We start from the raw sequence: 23,181 nt of genomic DNA on the forward strand, positions 1-23,181 counted from the left end.
TTCGGACCAATTCTCCATGTTCGCTCCACAATCGCACGGTAGCCTTCATGCTCCTTCTACACGTTGGCGGGCTGGTGGTCAGGCGTATCACTTCAGTGGCAGTGCCCAGGACCGGGCGCGGACTCTCCCTGCAGGCAGTGCTGCGCCCGGGCGCGCTGCTGACCAGCCTGGCGCTGGCAGGTTGCATGTCGGTGCCGGCTCCGGACCTGCCTGATCGCACACCGAGCACCTGGACCCAGGTGCCGCAGGGCCAGGGCGTAGCGGTGGATGCCAGGCAGTGGTGGAAGGTGCTGGCCGACCCGGCGCTGGACGGCCTGGTCGACCAGGCCATCGCCGGCAACCTTGATCTGCAGCAGGCCACGTTGCGCCTGCAGGCGGTGCGCATCGTCGCCGGCGCCTCCAACGCGCGCTTTCTGCCGGAAATCACCGCCAGCGCCAAGCAGGTACAGGACGCCGCCGCGGTCGACACTTATTTCCATGCCGGTATCGAAGCGATCTGGGACCTGGGCCTGTTCGGTGCCGCCGAGAGCGCGCAGTTGAGCGCGCAGGCCTCCGCCGGCAATGCCGAGGCGCTGCGCAATGCCGCACAGGTGGCGGTGATCGCCGACGTAGTGCGCAGTTATCTGGACCTGACCGTGGCCCAGGCCCAGCAGGATCTGCTGGCCCGACAACAGGCCGTGGACGACCGCGGCGAACAGCTGGCGCTGGTCCGCCAGCGGCTGCGCCTGGATGAGCCGGGCGAGCTGGAACGCCTGCGTGCGCGCCAGGCGGCGACCCGAGCAGCGACGGCGCAGGCCCTCGAAAATGCGGACAACGCGGCCCGCGCGCTGGCGCTGCTGCTGGGGCGTGACGGGCCGGATCCCGCCTGGCGCGCATACCGCGCGCCGCCGAAGCTCGGTGCATTCTCACTGCAGCAGGTCCCTGCGGATCTGCTGCGCCACCGCCCGCAGATCCTGCTGGCCGAATCAGAGGTGATGCAGGCAGCGGCCAGCAAGGGTTCGGCGCGCGCAGCGATGTATCCGCGGGTCAGCCTTGGCGGCTCCATCCTGTACGCGTACAACCTCACCCAGAACGCCCGCTCCAATTCCGATTCGAGCCCGTCGATCGGCCCGTACATCGATATTCCGCTGTGGGACTGGGGCCAGCGTCGCGCGCGCTTCCATGCCGATGAAAAGCAGCTGGACGCCGCCTTGCTGGGTTACCGCAAGGCGGTGCTGGAAGGCGTGAGCGAAGTGGAAGGCGCGCTGGGCAGCCTGGCGCGGCAGGACAGCAGCATCCAGTCGCTGCGCGCGGCCAACGATGCCGCCGGGCAGCAGGTCAAGCGCCAGGCGCGGCAGCTGCAGCTGGGTCTGTCCAGCGAGTTCGACGGACTCGACACGCAACGCGCCGCACTCGCCTCGCAGGCCGACCTGATCGCTGCGCAGGGCGCGCGCGTGCTGGCCTTTGCGTCGCTGTACCGCGCCCTCGGCGGCGCCCCGCTGCCTGCCGAGGGTGAGGGCGAACCACAATGATCGCACTCGCCCGCAAGACCCTGGCCTATGAGTGGCGCCGGTTCCTGCCGGTGGTGCTGGCGATGTGTTTTGCCGGTGTGCTGTTGATCGTGCAGGCCGCACTGGTGCTGGGCATCTTCGGTACCGCTGCGATCTATGTGAAAGCGTCCTCGGCTGATATCTGGGCTGGTTTCCCCGGCACCCAGAGTGTGAATTACGGCCATGCAATCAGCGCGGATGTAGAAAGCCATCTGCGCATGGACCCGGATGTCACCCGCGTCGAGCCCTACGAGTGGGTCGATGGCGAATGGCGATCCGGCGCGCAGGGCACCGGCAATGTGTCGGTGTACCTGTCCGGTATCTCCACCCGGGACGATGCGATGATGTTCGCGCGCATCCTCCCTGCCAACCTGCGCGCGCAGCTGCGCGAGCCGGGTGCGGTGATCGTCGACAGCGCCGATCTGGATACGCTGGGCGTGGACCTGCAGAACAACCGTGCCTGGATCAATGGCAAGGCGGTGCGCGTGGTCGCTGCACAACCGGGCCTGCGGGGCCTTGGCGGTGTCAATGTACTGGCCTCGCTGGACACCGCGCGCGCCATCGCCGGCACCGACCCACACGAGGGAAGCACCTATTTCGTGGCGGGCCTGCGCTCGCCGCAACTGGCCGACCGCGTGCGTGACCGCCTGGCCGCGTCGATGGGCCAGGCCACACCGGTCGAGTTCTGGACCGCGCCGGCGTTCGCCAGCCGTTCGCAGCAGTATTGGCTGTTCGATACCGGCGCAGGTATCGCCGTGTTGTTCATGGCCGTCATCGTCTGCTTCGTCGGTGCGGTGATCACCAACCAGTCGTTCGCCTCGGTGGTGGCCGGCTCGGTACGCGAGTACGCCACGCTCAATGCACTCGGTGCAGGCCGCTATGCGCTGGCACGGGTGGTGTTCGAGCAGGCATTGCTGATCGGTGGCGTGGGCATGCTGCTGGCGGCGGCGTTCAGCACGGTGGTGCTGTTGATCGCGCAGACCCAGCGCGTGCCGGTGCAGCTGACGCCGATGGTGATCCTCGGCTGCGTGGCGCTGGTCGCGATGATGGCCATGCTCTCCAGCATCATGGCGGTGCGCAGTGTCGTCCGCTCCGATCCATCGTTGCTGCTGCGTTGAGGACCGGCCGATGACTTCCACACGCGCCATCGCCCCGACCCTGCAGGCCGAAGCATTGGAAAAAGGCTTCATGTCCGGTGATGTGCAGGTGCCGGTGCTGCGTGGCCTGTCGCTGGACATCTATCCCGGCGAGCTGACCCTGGTATCCGGCCCGTCCGGCTGCGGCAAGAGCACGCTGCTGTCGCTGCTGTCCGGCCTGTCCGCACCCGATGGCGGTCGCGTGCACGCGCTGGGCCAGGACGTGGGCCACATGACCCGCAGTGAAGTGGAGCGTTTCCGCCTGCACCATGTCGGCTTCGTGTTCCAGGGCTTCAACCTGTTCCCGGCACTGACCGCGCTGGAGCAGGTGCAGCTGCCACTGGGCTACCGCGGCATGCGCAATCGCGAAAGCGAGCCGCTGGCCCGCAAGGCGCTGGAAGAAGTCGGCCTCGGCCATCGAAGCCACATGCGCCCGGCGCAGCTGTCCGGTGGCGAGAAACAGCGCGTGGCGGTTGCCCGCGCGTTTGCCAAGTCGCCGACCCTGATCTTCGCAGACGAACCCACCAGCGCGCTGGATGCCGAGAACGGCCAGCGCGTGATCGACATCCTGCATCGCTACGCACGTGCGCATGGCGCCACCGTGCTGTGCGTGAGCCACGATCCGCGCCTGATCCGGCATGCCGATCGGGTGATCGCCATGGAAGACGGCATGGTCCGTGATGACCGCCGCCAGAACGAAACCGTAGAGTCCGCCCCATGACCAAGACGTCGCATCTGCTTCCCCTCAGCCTGGCCCTGTCCGCGGTACTGCTGCTCGGCGCCTGTTCCAGGGAAGCGCCCACCGTCGCATCGGCACCCTCAGGCAAGGCGGGTACTGCCGCCGCCGGCAAGGTCGCCGTGGCACGGGGCATCATTGACATCGAAGGTGGCTTGATCGCACTGGCACCGCCGATGGATGGCTCGATCACTGCAGCGCCGGTGAAGGAAGGCGCCACGGTGAAGAAGGGGCAGCTGCTGCTGTCGCTGGATGGTGCCCTGCTGCAGCAGGAGGTGGCGATGGCCACCGCCGATCTGGCCTTGGCCAATGACCGCCTGAAGGGCAGCCAGGCGCAGCTGCGCGAACTGGAGCGCAACGCCACCCGCCTGTCCACGGGCGCCAGCGAAGGTGTGTCCTCGAACCAGCAGGCCGATGCGGCCAAACAGCAGCTGGCCGGTGTGCGTGCCGATGTCGACGTGGCCGGTGCGCAGGTCGACATGGCGCAGCACAAGCTGGAGCACGCGAAGCTGAGACTGCAGCAGATGTCGTTGAGCGCGCCGGAAGCCGGCACCGTGGTCGGCCAGGTGCCGGGCGTCGGCGCCTTCGTGCAGGCCGGCAAGCCGGCGATCTCGTTGTTGCCGGCGCGCCCGCTGCAGGTGCGCGCCGAACTCAGCGCCGCCTACGCCGATGCCGTGCAGGTGGGCATGAAGGCTGCTGTCGTGCCGGACAGTGATGGTGCGGAGAACACGGGCACGCTGCCGCCCGCACGCGTGGTACGCATCAGCCCGGTGTTCGCGCAGGCACGCCTGCCTGAAGACGCAGGGCGCGGCGTGGCCAAGGTGGTGGAGTGCGTGCTGGAGTTTGACGGCGAGGCCAAGGCACGCTTCGGCCAGCATGTGCGGGTGGAGTTCCGGAAGTAAGCCTCTAGCGCTGCGGCGGGGGAGTCTGTGGTGACCCACGCCGCCAGAGCGCCCGCCATGCGCTCACCGCCGACACCCCGCACAGCGCCAGCAGCAGGCCCACGTCCAGCAGCAGCAACCACAGCAGGTGCATGCCTTGTACCGGCGGCTGGTGCATCGCCGACAGCATCCACGGTATCGACCACACCAGCAGCAGGGCGAAGGCGATCAGCAGGCGCAGCCACAGGCGTTTGAGTTTCCACGGGCGCACGATCAGCGCCGCCACCACCAGTTCAACCGTGCCCAGCAATGCGAACACGATGACGGTGCTGGTCGGATAGGGCAGCTGGGCGCCTTCCAGGCGATGCAGCAGCCAGTAGTCCGGAGTGAAGCCAGCATTGACCAGTGCGGTGATCAGCGCCAACCAGGTCAGCGCGACCAGCAACCAGAACAGGCGGACGTAGCGTCTCGGCATCGGCGGTGTCCGTGCTTGGGCAGGGCAGCGTAACCCAGTGCGGACGCCGGTGACCGCATGATGTGAAGACTGTTGACGGCGTGAAGGAATTTGGACACAATAGCGCTCCTTCGACGCAGGTCGAACGGAATCTGCGGGAATAGCTCAGTTGGTAGAGCGCAACCTTGCCAAGGTTGAGGTCGCGAGTTCGAGTCTCGTTTCCCGCTCCAGATTCTACAGGGCCCCGGTAGGGGCCTTGTTTTTCTCCCGCCACGGCAAGGCGGGGCGCGTTGGGCCACAAGCCTTTACGCGCAGTCAGAAAGGTGAAATCGCTGGTGTGTTTTCCGGATTTCCGGTAGCATGTCGGCTTACGCGGGAATAGCTCAGTTGGTAGAGCGCAACCTTGCCAAGGTTGAGGTCGCGAGTTCGAGTCTCGTTTCCCGCTCCATGTTCCGACAGGCCCCATCTTGGGGTTTTGTCTTGTCAGGGCTACGTTCCTGGCGCGCAGTACGTTGGCCTCATGGCAGAGTGGCTATGCACCGGATTGCAAATCCGTTTACAGCGGTTCGATTCCGCTTGAGGCCTCCAAATAAAGCCCTGATTTATCAGGGCTTTTTCTTTGCCTGGCGTTCGGCGGCGCAGCCAGAATTCCTTGATTTGCGCCTGGATATCATTGGCCTTCCACCCGTTTTCAGGTGGCAAGCTTGCGCTGACAACGTGCCAAGTGCGTTTACGTGAGTTTGAGAGGGGATGGCAACCAAGCGACGCCGGTGTGACTACTGGTAGTGCACGATCAAGCTGGCGCGGCTGCTGCTGCCCCGCCCGGTCTGGCGCTTGGTTCCATGACGGTAGCGCGCCGTCGGATGCTATCGGTGCGCCGGCCGAGGTAAGTGGCGACGACTGCTCCGGCTGCGGCGCGGCCGGCAGTGCCGTAAAGACAGGCCTTCTTCCTTGTAGACGCGATGCACACGCTTGTGGTTATCCCGCCAACCCTCCCGGCGCAGTATCACGTGCACGCGCTCACAGCCCTAGTGAATCCGCGTCTGAGTAATCTCATGCACCGCCGACGGATAGCACTACCGTCTCGCGCCTTGGGCGTGTAGGAAAATGCCGAGCGCGACATCGACACGATCTGCAGCGCACGCCGCTCACTGCTGCCAAATCGCTCCTGCAGCAGCTCCACTCAGGCACGCTTCTGGGCAGGCCTCAGAGCTTTTTTGTGACCACATCCTGCAGCGTGCTTTGTTTAGGCTGAGGCTGGCCACGAACTGCTTGAGCTTGCTGTTTTCCTCCTCCAGCAACCGCGGCCGCTTGAGTTCGGGCGGACCCAACCCGCCGCACTTCCTGCGCCACACGTAGAACGTCGCCTCCGCAATGCCCAGCTTGCGGCACACCTCACCGACCGCCACCCCGAGCTCGACCTGCTTGAGCGCGTAGGCAATCTGCTCCTCGGTAAAACAGGATTTCTTCATCGCCTGATTCCCCGTGATCCAAGGGGCCCATGCGGGGCGAAGTCTCTACTTTACGCTGGCCCGGTTTTTCGGGGTGGGTCACGCCGCAACACGGTTGATCTCAGCACCCGGAATTGGCTGTGGCCATGGCGCCCTCGCGATAGCGGCGGGATTAGCGGCCATTCTTTCTTTCGGCGCGATTCGGATAGTATCGATTGGGCTTTCGAGAGACCGAAGCCTCGATAGCTGATTGGTCTAACATGGAGAGAGACAATGCTGTTGAAGTACGCTCTTGCTGGGATGCTTGGATTCGTTGGGGTTGGCGTCCTTGTCGCCGATGTGAATGCTGCCGCTGTACGATGCGAAACCTGTCGAATTGATGGTGACTATCGCGCTGAGGCCGTTCGCCTGGGGCCCGGGACTCACCTGATATTCAATGTCACTGACAATCAGATTCAGCAGTACTACGTTGGTACAAGCTCTGGTGGCGGTGGCGGTATTGAGCCGAGATCCGCCGGACCTGTGGTTATGCGGCAGACGCCACCGGCGGGCGCAGTTGAAGAGGTGAATCGCGCTCATCGCGTGCAGGTCGTTGGTGGTGGCACACTGCGCCCCACGTTCATCGTGCCTATAGCGACCCTTGGCCTCAATCCGAGCGCGAGTGGGATGACGGCCTACGAGTACGTATCGGACTACAACCTCCGTGCAATGGTCGAAACTGCGACGGGGAGCACGGATGTTATTTCCAAAGTAGTCGGAACCGACGTTTTCACGGCAATGGCCGACCTGCTCCAGCACGTTACGAACTACACAGGTCTGCGCGACCAGGCGCGCATCATTATGAAGGTCGTGTTTAAGGACGGCTCCTCGGTTGTTGTTATCGTTAACCTCGAACATCAGAACGGACAGTCCGAAGTCGGTAGTGAGCGAACCGCTGCAGGGCAGTTGATTCCGACCGATATTCAGCAGGTCAATGGTACTTGGACCGATTACGGCGGCGAGAATCTCGCGCGTATGGTCACCCATCTCCAAGGCCTCGGTGCAACCATGTCAGCGTCTGGTCCGTCTTCAACGGGTACTGTCAAAGCGATTACCTGTAGCGGCGCCGGCGTCGCTAAGGTTTGCGCTGTTGAATACATGATCCGTTGATGGAGTGGTAGATCACCATCTACAGAAGGAGGGGTCGCAGTCGCGGCCCCTCCCTATTTGTGCTCGTGAATGACGGCTCACTTCTTGCGGCGACGCAGGATGCTGAGCACTACCGCAATGATGCCTACTGGAATCAGGATGACCGCCAGTAGGATGATCCAATGCCAGATGCTGAAACCACCCATGCTTTACATCCCTATGAAGTGACGTCTGGATGGTAGCATTTCGAAGTCCGCGCTTCTAAAGCGCGATTCGCATCGTATAAGGTCGATCAACTTCGAAGCGGTAGGCAGTAGGCAGCTCAAACGTAGCGCTTGAGCCGCGCCGTGCGAAAGAGTTGAGTCGGGCTACGCCCTGCGTCGCTCGAGTTGCACCAGCAGGTCCTTGCGGTTGTTCTGCGGGGTGTTCAGCGCGCGACTGGCCCGGTAAGCCTCCCTCGCCGGCGGCTCGCGGGTCAGCAGCACCGCCAAGGCGTCGGCGGGGCTGGCTGCCATCCACTCATCGATCTTGGCTGGCCTGCAGCCAGACGGGCGTGCGGTCGTGGATGTCGGCTGAGACGCTGCTGCTGTCGCCGGTGATGATGGTGAAGGTGCCCAGCTTGCCGTCGGGCAGCAGTGGAGGCGAGGCCTTGGATGGAAGCGATCAACAGCTGGCAAGTTGGTTTCGAATCCCCAAATTTTCGTTATCTACTATCGTTGGATTCGACTGATACGCGATGAAATCGGGAGACAGATTGGGTGTCGCTCAATGTCAAGTAATTGAAAATTAAGAACTGTTCTCGGATTGCAAATCCGTTTACAGCGGTTCGATTCCGCTTGAGGCCTCCAATTGAAAAGCCCTGACTCCGGTCAGGGCTTTTTGTTTGGCTGCGATCGATTCCCCGCTCGCGCGATCGTTGCGCGGCCTGGCAGTCACTCATGGCGGATGCGGTGGCGCTACACTGGTCCGATGAACCAGATTGATCACTTCCACGGCGCCTTGCTCGGCCTCGCGTGCGGCGATGCCGTTGGTACCACGCTGGAGTTCAAGCCTCGTGGCAGCTTCACCCCGATCACCGACATGGTGGGTGGTGGGCCGTTCCAGCTGCAGCCTGGGCAATGGACCGACGATACCTCCATGGCGATGTGCCTGGCCGAGAGCCTGGTGCGTTGTGACACCTTCGATGTGCACGATCAGATGAACCGCTACGCCAACTGGTACCGGCATGGGTACTGGAGTGCGACCGGCGAGTGCTTCGATATCGGTATGGCAACGCGGGCTGCGATCGACCGGTTCCTGCAGGATGGCCATCCGCTGGCGGGTAGTGACGACCCGCGCAGCGCTGGCAATGGCTCGATCATGCGTTTGGCGCCGGTGGCATTGCGCTACGCCGGGACCACCGACCTGCAGGCCATGGCCGCGCTGAGTTCGCGAACGACGCACGCTGCGCAGGAGTGCCTGGAGGCGTGCCGCTTGCTGGCGGTCGCGCTGGAGCGGGCGTTGGCAGGTGGCACCCGTGACGCGGTGCTGGATCTCAGCAATGTCCCCGTCGAGAGCGCGCGGCTGCAGCAGATCGCGGCGGGCGGCTACCGCGGTGCCGCGCGTGAGCAGATCCGTGGCAATGGCTATGTTGTCGACAGTCTGGAAGCTGCACTCTGGTGCTTTGATCGCCACGACACCTTTGAAGCCGTCGTACTCGAGGCGGCCAATCTTGGCGAGGACGCCGACACCACGGCCGCCATCGCGGGGCAGCTGGCGGGCGCATTCCATGGTGCGCGCGGAATCCCCGGGCGGTGGTTGCAGCGGCTGGCCCTGCGTGCCGAAATCCAGGCGCTGGCCGATGCGCTGCACGCCCTGAACCAAAGCATCGCCCGCACCGCATAAGGCGGATTCAGTTCCTGTGAACTGCGCCGGCAGGGCGCTCTCTGCCGTCGCCAGTTCCGAGGCCGCGCTGCATCACCTGCAGCAGTTCGCCACGCCCCGGTCGCCAGTCTCAGCCGGCCACGACATGGAAAGGCGCTATGGTCGAGTTCCACGTCTCAGGGAGCCGCAATGGCGAGCAAGGACATCACGCTTCGCTCCAGCCACGGAGCGAAACGGAAATGAGCAAAGTCACGGCAGATGTGCGCTGGTTGACCTTCCGCTTGAAGAACGGGCAATCCATTGGCCCGGATCGGCTTAAGGACGGATGGGTCATCGCCTCGGAAACCGCCCGCTGCGGGGTGCGCCGCGAGCATATCGAAGGGTCGGGCCTGGTGTATGCCCTGTATGCGCCGGCCAACCTGGCCTCACCACGGCGCGCGGAAATGCGCATGCGCGAATTCCTGATGAGCTCGGGCTATACGTTCACGATGGGCACGCTGGGCGGCTGAGCTGCGCGCGGGCCGCGATTGCTCAACGCTGCGCGGCCTTCAACGCCTCGATGATCTGCGCGCCGGAGAAGCCACAATGGCCTTCGCCAACGGGCGGCAGCACCTGTGGCAGCGGACGGGCGCCAGCCCGTGCGGCCGTCCGCGGATACACCGTTTGCATGCGCGGCACGATCGCCGGGTCGTTGTTGTTGAACTGGATCACCAGCGGTCGCCTCAACGCACCGCTCAATGCCAGCTCCCTGCGGACAGCGGCCTGCGCGGCAGGCACGGCATCGACACGTTGCACGCCGGCATTGAACGCCATGTCGTCACCGAAGCCGCTGTAAGCCACACCTCTGTTGCCCACCGGCATGCCGCCACTGCGCGTGGCCAGCTCGTGCAGGACCAGTGCATGCAGGCTGATCGTGCCGGCCAGTGCATCAGCGGACACCTGCAGCCGCTGTGCCAGCAACGCGGCATGTGACGGGCTGCGTTGCAGCGCATTGGAGATGCCTTGGTACAGTTCGCCCTGTGGCAGCGCCGCCGCTTCGCGTGAGAGCAGTCCCGCACCCGGCAGGCCTTCGGCCCCGGCAAAGAAGTAATCGAAAGCGACCAGCGTGGTCAGCAGATCACTCGCGATCTGTTCGCCACTGAGATTGGCGCCGCATAGCGACACACCACCGGCGTAGTGTTGCGGGAACCGCTCGAGGCTGGCGAGGGTCACGGCGCCGCCCATCGAAAATCCCAGCATCCAGACATGGCGCACATGCTTGAGTTCAGCCACTGCATGCCGGCGCAGGCGTTCCATGTCGGTGATCGCATCGGCCACCGCCCAGCCCTGGCTGGCATAGGCGCTCTGCGCGACGGCGTAGCCTGCAGCCAGCAGTGGCGCGGTGCCGTCATTGGCGGCCATCGGCGTAGCACGTGGCACGCCTACCGGCTCGTAGCCGTGCGCCAGCATCACCAGGTCACCGTTCCAGTCAGCCGGAACGTCCAGGCGCCACGGGGCCCTCTGCAGTTCGCCACTGAACGTGCGCGGTGATGCAGCGGGTGCGGCCATCACCTGTGTCGCTGGGAATAGCAGGGTGAGGGTGAGGGCACATCGTAGCAAGCGACACATCACGGGCATTCCATCCGGGAATGGCGTCAGCTTAGGCCCCGCCAGCAGCCTGCGCGCGCTGCACTGCCGCAGGAAGGACGGGCTGGGGGGAGGGGGGCCGCTGCCCGAGTCGATCACGTCCGATACGTGAGGATTCCGATACGATGTGTAGCCTTGATCTCTTTCTACTTTACCCAGGGTCCCGTCATGGTCGACCGGCTCGCCATTCTGCTTGAACGCTTTGCGGTCACCGCCTCGGTGTTCCATGCCGGCGCGCTGTGCGGCATCAACTCGCTGGCGGGCGAGGATGACGCCGGGCAGCTGCACCTGGTGCGACGTGGCCCGCTGCAGGTCAGCCATGGCCAGCAGACCGTCCAGGTCGAGGTGCCGAGCCTGCTGCTGTACCCGCGCCCGATGCCGCATCGGTTCAGCACCGATCCGCAGCACGGCGCCGACATGGCCTGCGCCAACCTGCATTTCGAGGGCGGGCGGCTCAACCCGATCAGCGCGGCGTTGCCCGATTTCATCTGCCTGCCGCTGGCCGATCTGTACGGCGGCAACGCAGCGCTGGAGCTGCTGTTCGAGGAAGCCTTCGAGCAGCGCTGCGGGCGTGCGGCGATGGTCAACCGGCTGTTCGAGGTGGTGATGATCCAGGTGCTGCGCCAGCTGATGGAAGGGGGTGAAATGCGTGGTGGCCTGTTTGCCGGGCTGGGTCATCCGCGGCTGCGGCTGGCGCTGGTGGCGATGCATGAAGCGCCCGCACAGTCCTGGACTCTGGAAGACCTGGCCGAGGTGGCCGGCATGTCACGCAGCGTGTTTGCTGCCAGTTTCCGTGAGGCGATGGGGACCACGCCCGGTCAATACCTGCAGGGCTGGCGGGTGGGCCTGGCGCAGCAGGCACTGCGCCAGGGCAGACCGCTCAAGCGGATTGCCGACGATGTGGGGTACGGCAGCGAAGCCGCGCTGTCGCGCGCATTCAAGGCGCACACCGGGCAGTCGCCGCGCGAGTGGCGTGGGCAGGCCCGCGCCGGCGCGGCCTGAACCTCAGCCCAGCAGCAGCCGGGCCAGTTTCATGCCACCGAACAGGCCGACCAGGCCTAGTGCCACCGAACCGCCGGCGTACAACGCTGCCAGGCCGTGCTGGCCGCGCTGCAGCAGCACACCGATTTCCAGCGCATAGGTGGAGAACGTGGTGTAGCCACCGAGAACGCCGGTGGCCAGCAGCAGGCGCAGCTGCGGCGAGGCGCCATTGCGCAGGGCGAAGGCTTCGACCAGCACGCCCATCAGCAGCGCGCCGCTGATGTTGATCAGGAAGGTCGACCATGGCCACGGGCTGCCGACTGATACCCGCGCACCGATCAGGTTGCAGGCATGGCGAAGGCAGGCGCCGAGCCCGCCGCCGATGAAGACCAGCAAGTAGTTGTTCAATGCGTGCATCACGTGCCTCGGGTACGGGTTCGCTGATTCGATGGCGAACGCCGAGGGCAGGCACGGCCTGCCATCGACGAACGCCGGTTCGTCCTGGCAGGAGCCATCAGCCCTTTCAGGCGGTTATCGGGGGAGCCCCATCCCCATCGGCGACCATGCTACCAGTGGTAGTGCATTCACGTCATCGAGGTCGTCAGCACCCGGATGACCTTGCTGCGGCTGAAGCCGTCCATCAGCAGTTCGAAGGCCAGCAGGTCCAGGGCCGCGTGGCGGCGATGGTCGATCTCCAGGCCCTTCTCTTCCACCAGATGGCTGACCAGTTCGTAGGCGTCCTGCCAGACATCCAGATGGGCCTGGCTGGGGATATAGGTATTGCCCCGCTCACCGACGCCAAGCCCGCTCACGCCATACAGCAGTTCACGCGCGTCCAGCTTGGCCGCATCGGCGATGCGGAACAGCTGTTCGGCCTTCACATGGGCGGGGCTGACATGGTCGTTGAGCCAGTTGCTGATGGTTGCCGTCGTCGAATCGGCGGCGCGGGCCAGATCGGCCGGGCGAGGGTGCCCGGCTTTCTTCATGGCAATGGCGAGTCGTTGGCCGAGAGTATTCATCTATGCAAGCCAGCTTAACGCGTGGATCGCAAAGATCCCTTGTTCCAAGAATAAGTCTGGTTAACAGAGGGACCGACCGTGACCGAATTCTGGAGCAAGGGGCAGGTGCGCACCCGGCTGGGTTTCCGGACCGATGCCGAACTGGCTCGCTTCTTTGGCATAAGCCGATCTGCAGTGTCGCAATGGCCCAAGGATTTCCCGATTCCTGCGTTACGCCAATACATCCTGCATCAGCGCTATCCCAACCTGTTCCCGGCAACTGAGGCTACGCAGGGCGAATAAGCCTCAACTGCGCCGCCGTTTGTCGCATATAGCACTCTAAACAGCATTTGCTAAGTATGCTTAGCAATATTGGAAACTTCGATGGAACGGGGCTGGCCCATCGATGGCGCCTACCAAAGCGGAGCCGGGGAAATCGGGCAGTGTGTCGGGTCCGACCCATCCGGGTACCCCGTCTCCCCGTATGTGGTTTCGTGAACGATTAATAATTTCAATCACGAAAGTCGCGGCATGTAATTGACCTGTCGTGAAATCTATGACTAATTGGGATCAACCGGACGTGAAGCCCGGGAGTCTTTCAGTAGCTCGCAAGTGAGTCGGTAGACCGTCAACGATGCAGAACAAGTCCAACGGAGGTCGTATGGAATACGGCATGCATGGCTTGGCTGAACGGGTACGCCGCGAACTGGAAGCCAGTTATCACAAACACGGATGCGGTCCGGCGTTCTGGGATACCTACCAGCAGGTGCTGGACCGCCTGGTCCCGCAGGGGACCGAGCGTACCGAAGTCACCAATGAAATGGCGCTGATCATCGAGCAGCTGGGCATCGTCCGACGTGCGCAGCTGGTGCCGCCGCACGCCAACGGGCCGCGTTGATCCGTTGATTCAAAGCAGGCGCCAGGCGCCGCAGGCCAACAGCGCCAGCAGCATCGACAGCAGTGCCAGGGTCCGTGGTCGCCACCATTGCCGCGGTTGCCCGGCCATGGCCTGCGGACTGCAGTAGCGCACCAGCCCCGGGCCGAAACCGGCCTGGTGCTGCTGCCGCGAGCAGGCTTCCAGGCAGGCGCCGCAGGCCAGGCAATCGGCCTGAGGTCCCTGGCGGATATCCAGTTGCATCGGGCAGGCGCTGACACAGGCAGCGCAATCGGTGCAGTCGCCCAGGCGGTCGGCGCTGAAGGTGGGCATCGGTCCGGCCAGCAGCGGATGTGCAGCGCGGAACACGTAGTCCTGTGCGGTGGTCGGATCGAGCAGGCCACGGCCGCGTCCGAGCACGCCCCCCAGCCCCGGCGGACGCATGCCGCGCGGTTCGCCGCGGCGCGCGTCGTACAACATGCGTGGTGTATGCGGATCGGTCAGCAGCGGCTGCAGGCGCGCGAACGGGCACAGCGAACGGCACACCTGCTCACGCAGGAAACCAGCATTGCCCCAGGTGGCGGCGGCATAGAACAGCACCCAGAACGTTTCCCAGCCGCTCCAGCCGGCATGCGGCGCGGCGGCCACCAATTCTTCGATCGGGCTGAACAGGCCGACGAACGTCATGCCGGTCCACAGCGACAGCAGCCCCCATGCCACCTGGGTGGCAGGCTGCACGGCGGGTGCTGGCAAGGCCCGGGCCATGGCGCGCGCAATCCAGTCGAAGGCGCGGCGCCATAGCGTCTGCGGGCAGGCGTGGCCGCACCAGATGCGGCCGGCGAGGTGGGTGAGCAGCGCCAGGCCCACCGCCAGCACCGCCAGCAACCCGATCAGCACGCCGACATCGCCGGGCCACAATGTCCAGCCAAACAGGTCAAAGCGCCGCGCGTTGATGTCCAGCAGCAGGGCCTGCCGCCCATTCCAGCGCAGCCATGGCAGGGCATAGAACAGGGCCAGCAAGAGCATGCTGAGCGTGCCGCGCCAATGCCAGCGGCGTGGGATTCCGGTGCAGGGCGTACTCATCCCAGCGGCAGCTCGTCGTCGTCGTCGCTTGGCATCGGTCGCTGCAGGTACCAGGTGACCGCGCTGGACAGTGCGGTCACCGACCAGAACATGAAGAATCCTGCCGTATAGCCCAGTTCGCGGCTGATCGCCGTACCCGGAAAGCTGATCGCCTGCAGACGCAGCGGGTCGACAAAGGCGAAGAACACCACGCTGGCCAGGCCTGCAGCGATGAAGCTGGGCCAGAGGATGGCGCCCCAGTGGTGGATCAGCTGCTGGCGGTGGCTGGGAGAGGGTCTGTTCATGCTGTCCCGGATCGGAATGAGGGCGGCGCGTATACTCCGCCGAGGCTGGCGCAGCATCCGCAGGGCATGCTTCCTGCAGGAATGCCAGACTAGGTGCAGCGGACTGCGCCGACATTGATCTGGATCAACGGCGGTGCCGGCCGGCTACGGCACACTGCCGGCAAGCTTTGGGTGCCCCGATGAACGCAATAGCCCCGCCTGTCCTGCCCGTCGCCTCGCCCGGGTTGTGTACTGAGCAGGAAGTAACCCGCCTGGTCCACGACTTCTATGCGCGCGTGCGCGAGGAAGAGCGGTTGGGGCCTGTGTTCGAGGCACACGTCCACGACTGGCCGGAACACCTGGCGCAGCTGGTCGATTTCTGGTCGGCAATGCTGCGCGGCACGCGCCGCTTCAAGGGCTCGCCTATGTCCAAGCACATGGCCATCGAGTTGGACAAGGACCTGTTCGACCGCTGGCTGGTGCTGTTCCGGATCACCACCGCCGAGTGCGGCAACCCGCCCATGCAGGCGCTGGCCAACGACGTCGCCGCGCGCATCGGTGACACCTTCTGGAAGCGCTACCAGATGCTGCGCTGGCCGCAGGTCGGCCTGCCGGTGCTGGGAATCCCCACCCGCGATTGATCTGGGTCAAGGCGGTCGGGTCCGCCCGGCGCGATGCTGGCGGCATGGACACGTTCTCTCCCGCCGCCGGCGGTCTTGCCTGGACCTTCGACCCCGACCTGCTGCGCCGGCATGACCGGCCGGGGCCGCGCTACACCTCGTATCCTACCGCGCCTCATTTCCACGATGGCTTCGATGCGCCGGCACTGCGCCAGGCAATCGCCGACAGCAACCAGCTGGCCCGCGCGCTGTCGCTGTACGTGCATGTGCCGTTCTGTTCCAGCCCCTGCTTCTACTGCGGCTGCAACCGGGTGATCACCCGCGACCGCGGCCGTGGCCACAGCTACGTCGCGCGCGTGCTGGCCGAGGCCGACCTGCTGGCGCCGCAGTTCGAGGACGGCCGTGAGGTCATCCAGCTGCACCTGGGCGGGGGCACGCCGAACTTCCTCGAGGCCGAGGCGATGACCACGCTGGTGGAAGGACTGCGCCGGCGCTTTGATTTCAGCGATTCGCCGCAGCGTGATTTCTCGATCGAACTCGACCCGCGCTTCATCGATACCCGCGATGTCGCCATGCTGGCGCGGCTGGGCTTCAACCGCGCCAGCCTGGGCGTGCAGGATTTCGACCCACAGGTACAGGAAGCGATCAACCGCGTGCAGGGCGTGCAGCAGACGCTGGACATCCTGCAGGCATGCCGCGACAGCGGCATGCGTTCGGTCAACGTCGACCTGATCTATGGGCTGCCGGGACAGAGCCTGGAAGGGTTTGGCCGCACCCTGGGACGGGTGCTGGCATTGCGCCCGGATCGCCTGGCGGTGTACGGCTACGCACACCTGCCGCATCTGTTCCGCGCACAGAAGCAGATCGACGAACGCCGCTTGCCTTCGCCGGAAGACAAGCTGGCGCTGCTGGGCCTGGCGGTGGAGAAGCTCTCTGCGGCCGGCTACCAGTACATCGGCATGGATCACTTCGCATTGCCGGAAGAAGATCTGTCACGTGCGCAGCGCGCCGGGCAGCTGCATCGCAATTTCATGGGCTATACCACCCACGCCGATACCGATCTGCTTGGCCTGGGCGTGAGTGCGATCAGCCACATCGGTGCCACCTACAGCCAGAATCCGCGCGACCTGCCTTCGTGGGAGGATGCCGTGGACCAGGGGCAGTTGCCGGTGTGGCGCGGCGTGGCGCTCAGCGCCGACGACCAGCTGCGCGCAGAACTGATCCAGCAGCTGATGTGCCAGGGCGAAGTGGATGGTGCGGTGCTGGGCCAGCGCCATGGCGTGGATTTCGAGCAGTACTTCGCCGAAGACCTGCGTTCGGTGCAGCGGCTGCAGGAAGATGGCCTGGCCGAGTACCGTGACGGTGTAGTGCGCGCCAGCGAGCCTGGACGGCCGTTGCTGCGGCTGCTGGCGATGTGCTTCGACCCGTACCTGCGTGCCGCCTGCGAGCAGCCGCGCTACTCGCGTGCGATCTGACGTTCGTCGTGAAAAGTGCGATGGTGCCCGGAGCCGGAATCGAACCGGCATGGGGTTGCCCCCGGCGGATTTTAAGTCCGATGCGTCTACCAGTTTCGCCATCCGGGCCTGCAGCGCGGCGCCGATTGTAGCCCAGCTGCGGCATCCCGACCGGATTGCAGTGGAGCGGCGGTGTGCTTAACTGTCGCTCCCATTCATGTCATAGTCCAAAGCATCGTTCCCAGGGGGGGAGCCACCCGATGTCGCTGCACGCGATTGCCTATGCCAGCGAGGCCCGCGCCGACCTGCAGACAACCGATCTTGACCGCCTGCTGGCCGATGCCACGGCATTCAACCGAGTAGCCGGTGTCACGGGTGTGCTGATGTTCGATGGCAGCCGTTTCCTGCAGTACCTGGAAGGCCCGGAGGATGGCATCGATTCGGTGTACCAGCGCATCGCCAATGCGCGCAGCCATGGACACCTGAAGGTGCTGTGCCGCGCGCCGGTGGCGCAGCGGGCATTCCCGCGCTGGTCGATGGGGACCCGGCGCATTGATGCGGACCTGCTGGTACAGATCGTCGACGCCTCATGGCCGGGCTTCGTGCTGGGCAGCGGTGGCTTCGAGCGCCTGCTGCAGGCCTGGACCGGCGCCGATGGTGAATTGGAGCCGGCCGCAGTCGCACTGGGCTCCTGACCCTCCTTGGCGGCCGGGCACCCGGGCCGTTAGGCTGTAGCCTTTCTGGCATGGATCTTCCCGGAGTGGCAAAGCGAATGAGTAGGTCGGCCATGCTCATGGCAGTACGCATGCGATTTCAGCCGTTGCATGGGATGCGGCGTTGAGCGCGCCGCTTGCGGCAGCAGCTTCGCCGCGCTTCGCGGTGATCGGGCTGGGCTACGTGGGCCTGCCGCTGGCGGTGGCCTTCGGTCGGCACTGGCCGACGCTGGGCTTCGACATCGATGCTGATCGCATCGCCGAGCTCCGCGACGGCCAGGACCATACGCTGGAAATGGAGGCCGATGAGCTGGCCAGTGCACAGCAGTTGCAGTACGGCAGCGATCCGGCATTGCTCGATGCCTGCAATGTCTACATCGTTACCGTGCCGACCCCGATCGACGCCTATGAGCAGCCTGATCTGGAGCCGCTGCGTTCGGCGACGCGACTGATCGCCAGCCACCTGCGTGCGGGTGACCTGGTGATCTACGAATCCACGGTGTACCCCGGCACCACCGAAGAGGTCTGCGTGCCGCTGCTGGAGCAGCTTTCCGGGCTGCGCTTCAACGAAGACTTCTACTGTGGTTACAGCCCGGAGCGGGTCAGCCCCGGCGACCGCCAGCGGCGCCTGGCCGATATCCGCAAGATCACCTCGGGGTCGACACCGGAAGTGGCTGCGGTGATTGATGGCCTGTACCAGCGCATCATCGCCGCCGGTACCTTCCCGGCGCCGTCGATGCGTGTGGCCGAAGCGGCCAAGGTGGTGGAGAACATCCAGCGTGACGTCAACATCGCGCTGGTCAATGAGCTGGCGCTGATCTTCGACCGGCTCGGCATCGACACCCAGGATGTGCTCGACGCGGCCGGCAGCAAATGGAACTTCCTGCCATTCCGGCCGGGCCTGGTCGGCGGCCACTGCATCGGCGTGGACCCGTACTACCTGCTGCACAAGTCAGAGAGCGTGGGTTACCACCCGGACCTGATCCACACCGCGCGGCAGGTCAACAACCGCGTCGGTGAGCATGTGGCGTCGCGTGTGCTGGCAATGCTGGCCGAACGCGGCCGCGCACCTGCGCAGTCGCGTATCCTGGTGCTGGGCGTGACCTTCAAGGAGGATTGTCCGGACCTGCGCAACAGCCGTGCGTTGGAACTGGCGCAGCGCCTGCGTGATGGCGGCGCACAGGTGGAGGTCAGCGACCCGTGGGTCGGCCCGGCGGCCTTGGCCGACGCGGGCGTGCACTGGCTGGCCGAGCCGGTGGCGGGGAGTTACGACGCCGTAGTTCTGGCGGTGGCCCATGCCCGATTCAAAGCCATGGATGACGCCGCAATCCAGGCGCTGCTGGCGCCCGGCGGCATCGTCTACGACGTGAAATCGGCCTGGCCGCGCAACGTGGTTGACGGTCGCCTGTAAACGCCGGTGATGGCCGGCGCGGTAGACTCGCAGGCAGTTGCAACCAAGGAACGCCATGCACCGGTATATCGTCTACCTGCTCGCCATCCTGATGTTTCCCATCTGCCTGTGGTTGGCCACGATCTGGCCGGCCTGGTACTGGGGCGTCGGCCTGACTGCCGCGATGGTGGCGCTGGGGACCTGGGATCTGCTGCAGAAGCGCAGCACGCTGCGCCGCAACTATCCGGTGATGGCGCATTTCCGCTATGGCCTGGAATCCATCGGCCCGGAAATCCGCCAGTACTTCGTGCAGAGCGACCTGGAGGACGTGCCGTTCTCGCGCCAGCAGCGTGCGCTGATCTACCAGCGCGCAAAGAACGAAATGGACACGGTGCCGTTCGGTACCCTGCGCAGTACCTATGCGGTGGATTACGAGTGGATCAACCATTCGCTGGCTCCCACCTCCATTGCCAAGCATGATTTCCGCGTCCTGATTGGCCCGAACTGCGCCAAGCCTTATTCGGCCAGCGTGTTCAACATCTCGGCGATGAGCTTCGGTTCGCTCTCGGCCAACGCGATCCGCGCATTGAACGAAGGTGCGCGGCGCGGTGGCTTCTACCACGACACCGGCGAAGGTTCGATTTCGCCCTACCACCGCGAGATGGGCGGCGATCTGGTCTGGGAAATCGGATCGGGCTACTTCGGCTGCCGTGACGAGAAGGGTGGTTTCAGCGAAGAGCGCTTCGTCGCCAACGCTACCCACGACCAGGTCAAGATGATCGAGATCAAGCTGTCGCAGGGTGCCAAGCCGGGCCACGGCGGCGTGCTGCCGGCACCAAAGGTGACCGCCGAAATATCGGTGACCCGTGGTGTTCCGATGGGCGTGGACTGCGTATCGCCGTCGCGTCACTCGGCATTCTCGACGCCGGTCGAACTGTTGCAGTTCGTGGCCCGGCTGCGCGAGCTGTCCGGTGGCAAGCCGGTCGGTTTCAAGCTGGCCATCGGCCACCCCTGGGAATGGTTCGGCATCGCCAAGGCGATGCAGGAAACCGGGCTGCTGCCGGACTTCATCGTGGTCGATGGTGCCGAGGGAGGCACCGGCGCGGCGCCGGCTGAATTCGTCGACCATGTCGGCGTACCGATGCATGAAGCACTGCTGCTGGTGCACAACACCCTGGTCGGCCTGGATCTGCGCGAGCGCATCCGCATCGGTGCCGCTGGCAAGATCACCAGTGCGTTCGACATCGCGCGCACCATCGCGCTGGGTGCCGACTGGTGCAATGCCGGCCGAGGCTTCATGTTCGCGCTGGGCTGCATCCAGTCGTTGAGCTGCCACACCGACAAGTGCCCGACCGGCATCGCGACCCAGGACCCGGCGCGCTGGAAGCATCTGGATGCACCGGACAAGGCCACCCGTGTGTACAGCTATCACGAGCACACGCTGCATGCCTTGAAGGAACTGTTGTGCGCGGCGGGCCTGAACGATCCTGCCGAGCTGGGGCCGGAGCACATCCTGCGTCGCGTGTCGCCGGTGGAAATCCGTTCGCTGGCGTCGCTTTACCGCTACCTGGAACCGGGCGAGCTGCTGCACACGGTGCCCGACCATGCGGTGTTCCATGCATTCTGGGCCGATGCGCGCAGCGACTCGTTCCAGCCGCCGCCGAAGATCCAGGCTCTGCGCGCCAGCAAGTCGCGGTAGCGTGACCTTGTAGAGCCGAGCCCATGCTCGGCTGCTTCTCTCATTGCGAGGTCGGAACAAAGAACAGCCGAGCCGAGCATGGGCTCGGCGCTACAAGGAGGCGCCATGCAGTTCAGGACCGGTACCATCGACGATGTCGCCACGCTGTGGGCGTTGCGCACGCGCTGTGTGCGCGAAACCTGCAGCAGCCATTACCCTCCCGAGGTCATTGCACCGTGGTCGGCCTCGCCGCCACCGTCGCAGTATGCGCGGTTGCTGGGGCAGGGCGGTTGCGTGGTGGCCGAGGACGGGCAGGGTAGTCTGCTTGGCTTCGGCGTGTTTGATGCCGATGCCAATGAAGTCGATGCGTTGTTCGTCGATCCGGATCATGGCGGCCAGGGCATTGGCCAGGCGCTGATGCAGCGCCTGTTGGCGATGGCCGATCGTGAGCGCGAGGTGGTGCTGTCGGCGTCGCTCAATGCTGTGCCGTTCTATCAACGGCAGGGCTTTGTCAGCGTGCGTGAGGAAGCCTATGCGCATCCCAGCGGTGTGGCGCTGGCCTCGGTGAGCATGCGCAGGCCGTGGTGATGTGCCGTCGAGCATGGGCTCGACGCTACACGGCAGGCGTCACCGCCCGGCCAGCCACCCGATCACGCCCTCGGCGGCGCGCAGGCCACTGGCATAGCACGCCGTCAGCAGGTAGCCGCCGGTGGGGGCTTCCCAGTCCAGCATTTCACCGGCGCAGAATACGCCAGCAACGGCCCGCAGCATCAGGCCGTCATCCAGCGCATCCAGGCGCACGCCACCGGCGGTGCTGATCACCTCGGCCATCGGCCTGGGGCGCAGCAGGCGCAGCGGCAGGCGCTTGAGCGTGGCGGCCACAGCTGGCAGGTCGTTGCCGGCCTCCCTGCCAAGAATCTCGAACACGAGTGCGGCCTTCACCGCATCCAGACCCGCCTGGCGGCGCAGGTGCTCGCCGAAGCTTCGGCCCTTGCGGGGACGTGACAGGTCGGCCAGCAGGCGTGCCTCGTCGCGACCGGGCACCAGGTCCAGCCACAGCATTGCGTGGCCATCGCGGTTGATGGTCTCGCGCAGGTCGGCGGCCAACGCGTAGACCAGACTGCCTTCAATGCCATATTCGCTGGCCACGCACTCGCCCTGCAGTGACCGCGGTTGTCCCGCTAGGTCGATCCAGTGCGCGACCACCGGCTTCAATGGTGCGCCGGCATTGCGCTGGGCAAAGAACGGCGTCCAGTCCACGTCGAAGCCACAGTTGGCCGACTGCAGCGGCGCGATGTCCACGCCACGCGCCCGCAGTGGCACGACCCAGGCGCCATCACTGCCCAGCTGCGGCCAGCTGCCGCCGCCCATCGCCAGCACGGTGGCATTGGCGCGGACATCGACTTCGCCCGCATCGGTGGCAAAGCGCAGGGCGCCGTCGTCGCTCCAGCCGATCCAACGGTGGTTGGCGTGCAGGCGCACGCCCTGTTCCTTCAATCGGCGCACCCAGCCGCGCAGCAGCGGCGCCGCCTTGCGGTCGACCGGGAACACGCGGCCGGAGCTGCCCACATAGGTTTCCACGCCCAGGCCAGCGGCCCAGTCACGCAGTGCCTGTGCGTCGAAGCCGTCCAGCCAGCTGCCGACCACAGCGGCCTGCTCGCGGTAGCGGCTGTCGAACAACGGCCGCGGATCGGAATGGGTGAGGTTGAGGCCGCCCTTGCCGGCGATCAGGAACTTGCGGCCAGGCGACCCCTTGGCCTCGTACAGGTCGACCTCCAGCCCAGCGGCACGCAGGCGTTCGGCGGCGAACAGGCCGGCCGGGCCGCCGCCAATGACGACGACCCGACGGGGCATGGCGGCATTACGGTTTGACATCGAGCAGCTCGACGTCGAACACCAGCGACGAGCCCGCTGGAATCGGGCCGACCTTGCGGTCCCCGTAGCCGTAGTCCGGCGGAATCATCAGCGTGCGCTTGCCGCCGACCTTCATGCCGGCCACGCCCTCATCCCAGCCGCGGATGACCTGGCCGGCGCCGAGCGCGAAGGTGAACGGCTCGCCGTGCTTGAAGGAGCTGTCAAAGGTCTTGCCGTGCCTGGTCTCGGTACGGTTGTCGTAGATCCAGCCGGTGTAGTGCACCGTGACCTTGCTGCCGGCGATGGCTTCGGCGCCGGTGCCGGGCACGGTATCGATCCGCTCGAAGGTGGTCAGCGTGCCGCCGGGCGGCGGGCCGGATGGCTCGGTCGAGCAGCCAGCGGCGGCGAGGGACAGCAGCAGGGGAAGCAGCAGGCGGCGCATCGGGCGTCTCCAGAAGGGCGCGGGGCG

Annotated in this window: 26 protein-coding genes, 4 tRNA genes and 1 riboswitch; of the genes, 19 read left to right on the forward strand and 11 right to left on the reverse strand. The window is 65.4% G+C overall.

The genetic code is table 11. The features are described from left to right. The first annotated feature begins 47 nt into the window (after window positions 1–47). Genes KXV01_RS02750 through KXV01_RS02765 form a run of 4 tightly spaced genes read left to right on the forward strand, consistent with a single transcriptional unit; the run spans window position 48 to window position 4,303 of the window. Complete coding sequence (locus KXV01_RS02750; RefSeq protein WP_111096514.1) at window positions 48–1,511, forward strand: efflux transporter outer membrane subunit; 1,464 nt, start codon at window positions 48–50, stop codon at window positions 1,509–1,511. Beyond that, window positions 1,508–2,647, forward strand: coding sequence for an ABC transporter permease (locus KXV01_RS02755; RefSeq protein ID WP_111096515.1), 1,140 nt, complete (start codon window positions 1,508–1,510; stop codon window positions 2,645–2,647). Before KXV01_RS02750 ends, KXV01_RS02755 begins: the two co-directional genes overlap by 4 nt. A gap of 10 nt (window positions 2,648–2,657) precedes the next feature. Continuing rightward, window positions 2,658–3,386 (forward strand): ABC transporter ATP-binding protein, encoded by a 729-nt coding sequence (locus KXV01_RS02760; protein ID WP_111096516.1) that lies wholly within the window; start codon window positions 2,658–2,660, stop codon window positions 3,384–3,386. Then, entirely contained in the window at window positions 3,383–4,303 is a 921-nt protein-coding gene (locus tag KXV01_RS02765; RefSeq protein WP_111096517.1) for an HlyD family efflux transporter periplasmic adaptor subunit, read from the forward strand. The genes KXV01_RS02760 and KXV01_RS02765 overlap by 4 nt, the downstream gene beginning before the upstream one ends. Window positions 4,304–4,307: 4 nt before the next feature. Here KXV01_RS02765 and KXV01_RS02770 read toward each other — a convergent pair whose 3' ends face one another. Further along, on the reverse strand, window positions 4,308–4,757 hold the full coding sequence (locus KXV01_RS02770; RefSeq protein ID WP_049414481.1) for a hypothetical protein: 450 nt from the start codon (window positions 4,755–4,757) through the stop codon (window positions 4,308–4,310). Window positions 4,758–4,890: 133 nt separating this feature from the next. Between KXV01_RS02770 and KXV01_RS02775 the strand changes: the two genes are divergently transcribed. The 3 genes from KXV01_RS02775 to KXV01_RS02785 all read left to right on the forward strand — a co-directional run bounded on the left by KXV01_RS02775 (window position 4,891) and on the right by KXV01_RS02785 (window position 5,324). Beyond that, window positions 4,891–4,966, forward strand: a tRNA-Gly gene (locus KXV01_RS02775). A 142-nt stretch (window positions 4,967–5,108) separates the two neighbouring features. After that, a tRNA-Gly gene (locus KXV01_RS02780) sits at window positions 5,109–5,184 on the forward strand. A 66-nt stretch (window positions 5,185–5,250) separates the two neighbouring features. Further along, window positions 5,251–5,324, forward strand: a tRNA-Cys gene (locus KXV01_RS02785). 560 nt (window positions 5,325–5,884) lie between these two features. Here the strand turns inward: KXV01_RS02785 and KXV01_RS02790 are convergent. After that, complete coding sequence (locus KXV01_RS02790) at window positions 5,885–6,208, reverse strand: transposase (protein ID WP_099495013.1); 324 nt, start codon at window positions 6,206–6,208, stop codon at window positions 5,885–5,887. Between the two features lie 252 nt (window positions 6,209–6,460). Here KXV01_RS02790 and KXV01_RS02795 point away from each other — a divergent pair, with 252 nt between their 5' ends. Continuing rightward, on the forward strand, window positions 6,461–7,336 hold the full coding sequence (locus KXV01_RS02795; RefSeq protein ID WP_258390899.1) for a hypothetical protein: 876 nt from the start codon (window positions 6,461–6,463) through the stop codon (window positions 7,334–7,336). 347 nt (window positions 7,337–7,683) lie between these two features. Here the strand turns inward: KXV01_RS02795 and KXV01_RS02800 are convergent, their stop codons facing one another. Next, on the reverse strand, window positions 7,684–7,830 hold the full coding sequence (locus KXV01_RS02800) for a hypothetical protein (RefSeq protein WP_238378423.1): 147 nt from the start codon (window positions 7,828–7,830) through the stop codon (window positions 7,684–7,686). A gap of 454 nt (window positions 7,831–8,284) precedes the next feature. On the opposite strand from KXV01_RS02800, the gene KXV01_RS02805 reads away from it, so the two are divergent. Both KXV01_RS02805 and KXV01_RS02810 read left to right on the forward strand, forming a co-directional pair. Then, window positions 8,285–9,199 (forward strand): ADP-ribosylglycohydrolase family protein, encoded by a 915-nt coding sequence (locus tag KXV01_RS02805; RefSeq protein WP_111096519.1) that lies wholly within the window; start codon window positions 8,285–8,287, stop codon window positions 9,197–9,199. A gap of 218 nt (window positions 9,200–9,417) precedes the next feature. After that, window positions 9,418–9,687 carry a hypothetical protein gene (locus KXV01_RS02810; RefSeq protein ID WP_005415995.1) on the forward strand — a complete coding sequence of 90 codons (270 nt, stop codon included), beginning with the start codon at window positions 9,418–9,420 and terminating at the stop codon, window positions 9,685–9,687. Window positions 9,688–9,709: 22 nt separating this feature from the next. Here the strand turns inward: KXV01_RS02810 and KXV01_RS02815 are convergent, their stop codons facing one another. Then, on the reverse strand, window positions 9,710–10,786 hold the full coding sequence (locus KXV01_RS02815) for a hypothetical protein (protein WP_111096520.1): 1,077 nt from the start codon (window positions 10,784–10,786) through the stop codon (window positions 9,710–9,712). A 186-nt stretch (window positions 10,787–10,972) separates the two neighbouring features. On the opposite strand from KXV01_RS02815, the gene KXV01_RS02820 reads away from it, so the two are divergent. Continuing rightward, a complete protein-coding gene (locus KXV01_RS02820) occupies window positions 10,973–11,806 on the forward strand; it encodes an AraC family transcriptional regulator (protein ID WP_049414277.1) in 834 nt (277 codons plus the stop codon). Window positions 11,807–11,809: 3 nt separating this feature from the next. Here the strand turns inward: KXV01_RS02820 and crcB are convergent, their stop codons facing one another. Next, window positions 11,810–12,202: a fluoride efflux transporter CrcB gene (gene crcB, locus KXV01_RS02825; RefSeq protein WP_049414276.1), complete on the reverse strand. Its 393-nt coding sequence runs from the start codon at window positions 12,200–12,202 to the stop codon at window positions 11,810–11,812. An 81-nt stretch (window positions 12,203–12,283) separates the two neighbouring features. Next, a riboswitch (Fluoride riboswitch) is annotated at window positions 12,284–12,347 on the reverse strand. 22 nt (window positions 12,348–12,369) lie between these two features. After that, entirely contained in the window at window positions 12,370–12,771 is a 402-nt protein-coding gene (locus KXV01_RS02830) for a helix-turn-helix transcriptional regulator (protein ID WP_005415999.1), read from the reverse strand. A gap of 111 nt (window positions 12,772–12,882) precedes the next feature. Between KXV01_RS02830 and KXV01_RS02835 the strand changes: the two genes are divergently transcribed. After that, complete coding sequence (locus KXV01_RS02835; protein WP_014646673.1) at window positions 12,883–13,086, forward strand: hypothetical protein; 204 nt, start codon at window positions 12,883–12,885, stop codon at window positions 13,084–13,086. A 358-nt stretch (window positions 13,087–13,444) separates the two neighbouring features. Beyond that, window positions 13,445–13,681: a hypothetical protein gene (locus tag KXV01_RS02840; protein ID WP_005416001.1), complete on the forward strand. Its 237-nt coding sequence runs from the start codon at window positions 13,445–13,447 to the stop codon at window positions 13,679–13,681. A 9-nt stretch (window positions 13,682–13,690) separates the two neighbouring features. Here the strand turns inward: KXV01_RS02840 and KXV01_RS02845 are convergent, their stop codons facing one another. Beyond that, window positions 13,691–14,740, reverse strand: coding sequence for a 4Fe-4S dicluster domain-containing protein (locus KXV01_RS02845; protein ID WP_099488515.1), 1,050 nt, complete (start codon window positions 14,738–14,740; stop codon window positions 13,691–13,693). Continuing rightward, on the reverse strand, window positions 14,737–15,024 hold the full coding sequence (locus KXV01_RS02850; RefSeq protein ID WP_099488513.1) for a hypothetical protein: 288 nt from the start codon (window positions 15,022–15,024) through the stop codon (window positions 14,737–14,739). Before KXV01_RS02850 ends, KXV01_RS02845 begins: the two co-directional genes overlap by 4 nt. Window positions 15,025–15,203: 179 nt before the next feature. Here KXV01_RS02850 and KXV01_RS02855 point away from each other — a divergent pair, with 179 nt between their 5' ends. Both KXV01_RS02855 and hemN read left to right on the forward strand, forming a co-directional pair. After that, entirely contained in the window at window positions 15,204–15,644 is a 441-nt protein-coding gene (locus KXV01_RS02855) for a group III truncated hemoglobin (protein ID WP_049414270.1), read from the forward strand. A 44-nt stretch (window positions 15,645–15,688) separates the two neighbouring features. Next, window positions 15,689–17,098 carry an oxygen-independent coproporphyrinogen III oxidase gene (gene hemN, locus KXV01_RS02860; RefSeq protein ID WP_049414268.1) on the forward strand — a complete coding sequence of 470 codons (1,410 nt, stop codon included), beginning with the start codon at window positions 15,689–15,691 and terminating at the stop codon, window positions 17,096–17,098. A 21-nt stretch (window positions 17,099–17,119) separates the two neighbouring features. Here hemN and KXV01_RS02865 read toward each other — a convergent pair. Next, window positions 17,120–17,206 (reverse strand) — tRNA-Leu (locus KXV01_RS02865). A 131-nt stretch (window positions 17,207–17,337) separates the two neighbouring features. Between KXV01_RS02865 and KXV01_RS02870 the strand changes: the two genes are divergently transcribed. The 4 genes from KXV01_RS02870 to KXV01_RS02885 all read left to right on the forward strand — a co-directional run bounded on the left by KXV01_RS02870 (window position 17,338) and on the right by KXV01_RS02885 (window position 21,446). After that, the gene (locus tag KXV01_RS02870) at window positions 17,338–17,772 is read left to right on the forward strand and encodes a BLUF domain-containing protein (protein WP_099495007.1); all 435 of its coding nucleotides are present in this window, start codon (window positions 17,338–17,340) and stop codon (window positions 17,770–17,772) included. A 142-nt stretch (window positions 17,773–17,914) separates the two neighbouring features. Next, a complete protein-coding gene (locus KXV01_RS02875; RefSeq protein WP_049438824.1) occupies window positions 17,915–19,201 on the forward strand; it encodes a nucleotide sugar dehydrogenase in 1,287 nt (428 codons plus the stop codon). A 55-nt stretch (window positions 19,202–19,256) separates the two neighbouring features. Continuing rightward, window positions 19,257–20,879: an FMN-binding glutamate synthase family protein gene (locus tag KXV01_RS02880; RefSeq protein WP_049414263.1), complete on the forward strand. Its 1,623-nt coding sequence runs from the start codon at window positions 19,257–19,259 to the stop codon at window positions 20,877–20,879. A gap of 105 nt (window positions 20,880–20,984) precedes the next feature. Beyond that, window positions 20,985–21,446 (forward strand): GNAT family N-acetyltransferase, encoded by a 462-nt coding sequence (locus KXV01_RS02885; protein ID WP_111096521.1) that lies wholly within the window; start codon window positions 20,985–20,987, stop codon window positions 21,444–21,446. Between the two features lie 39 nt (window positions 21,447–21,485). On the opposite strand, the gene KXV01_RS02890 is transcribed toward KXV01_RS02885, so the two are convergent. Both KXV01_RS02890 and KXV01_RS02895 read right to left on the reverse strand, forming a co-directional pair. Next, window positions 21,486–22,733 carry a TIGR03862 family flavoprotein gene (locus tag KXV01_RS02890; protein ID WP_049414260.1) on the reverse strand — a complete coding sequence of 416 codons (1,248 nt, stop codon included), beginning with the start codon at window positions 22,731–22,733 and terminating at the stop codon, window positions 21,486–21,488. Continuing rightward, the gene (locus tag KXV01_RS02895; RefSeq protein WP_049414258.1) at window positions 22,720–23,154 is read right to left on the reverse strand and encodes an FKBP-type peptidyl-prolyl cis-trans isomerase; all 435 of its coding nucleotides are present in this window, start codon (window positions 23,152–23,154) and stop codon (window positions 22,720–22,722) included. Before KXV01_RS02895 ends, KXV01_RS02890 begins: the two co-directional genes overlap by 14 nt. Between the last annotated feature and the right edge of the window lie 27 nt (window positions 23,155–23,181).

Origin of the sequence: Stenotrophomonas sp. Ps181 (assembly GCF_025697425.1) — a bacterium.
Lineage (GTDB): Bacteria > Pseudomonadota > Gammaproteobacteria > Xanthomonadales > Xanthomonadaceae > Stenotrophomonas > Stenotrophomonas sepilia.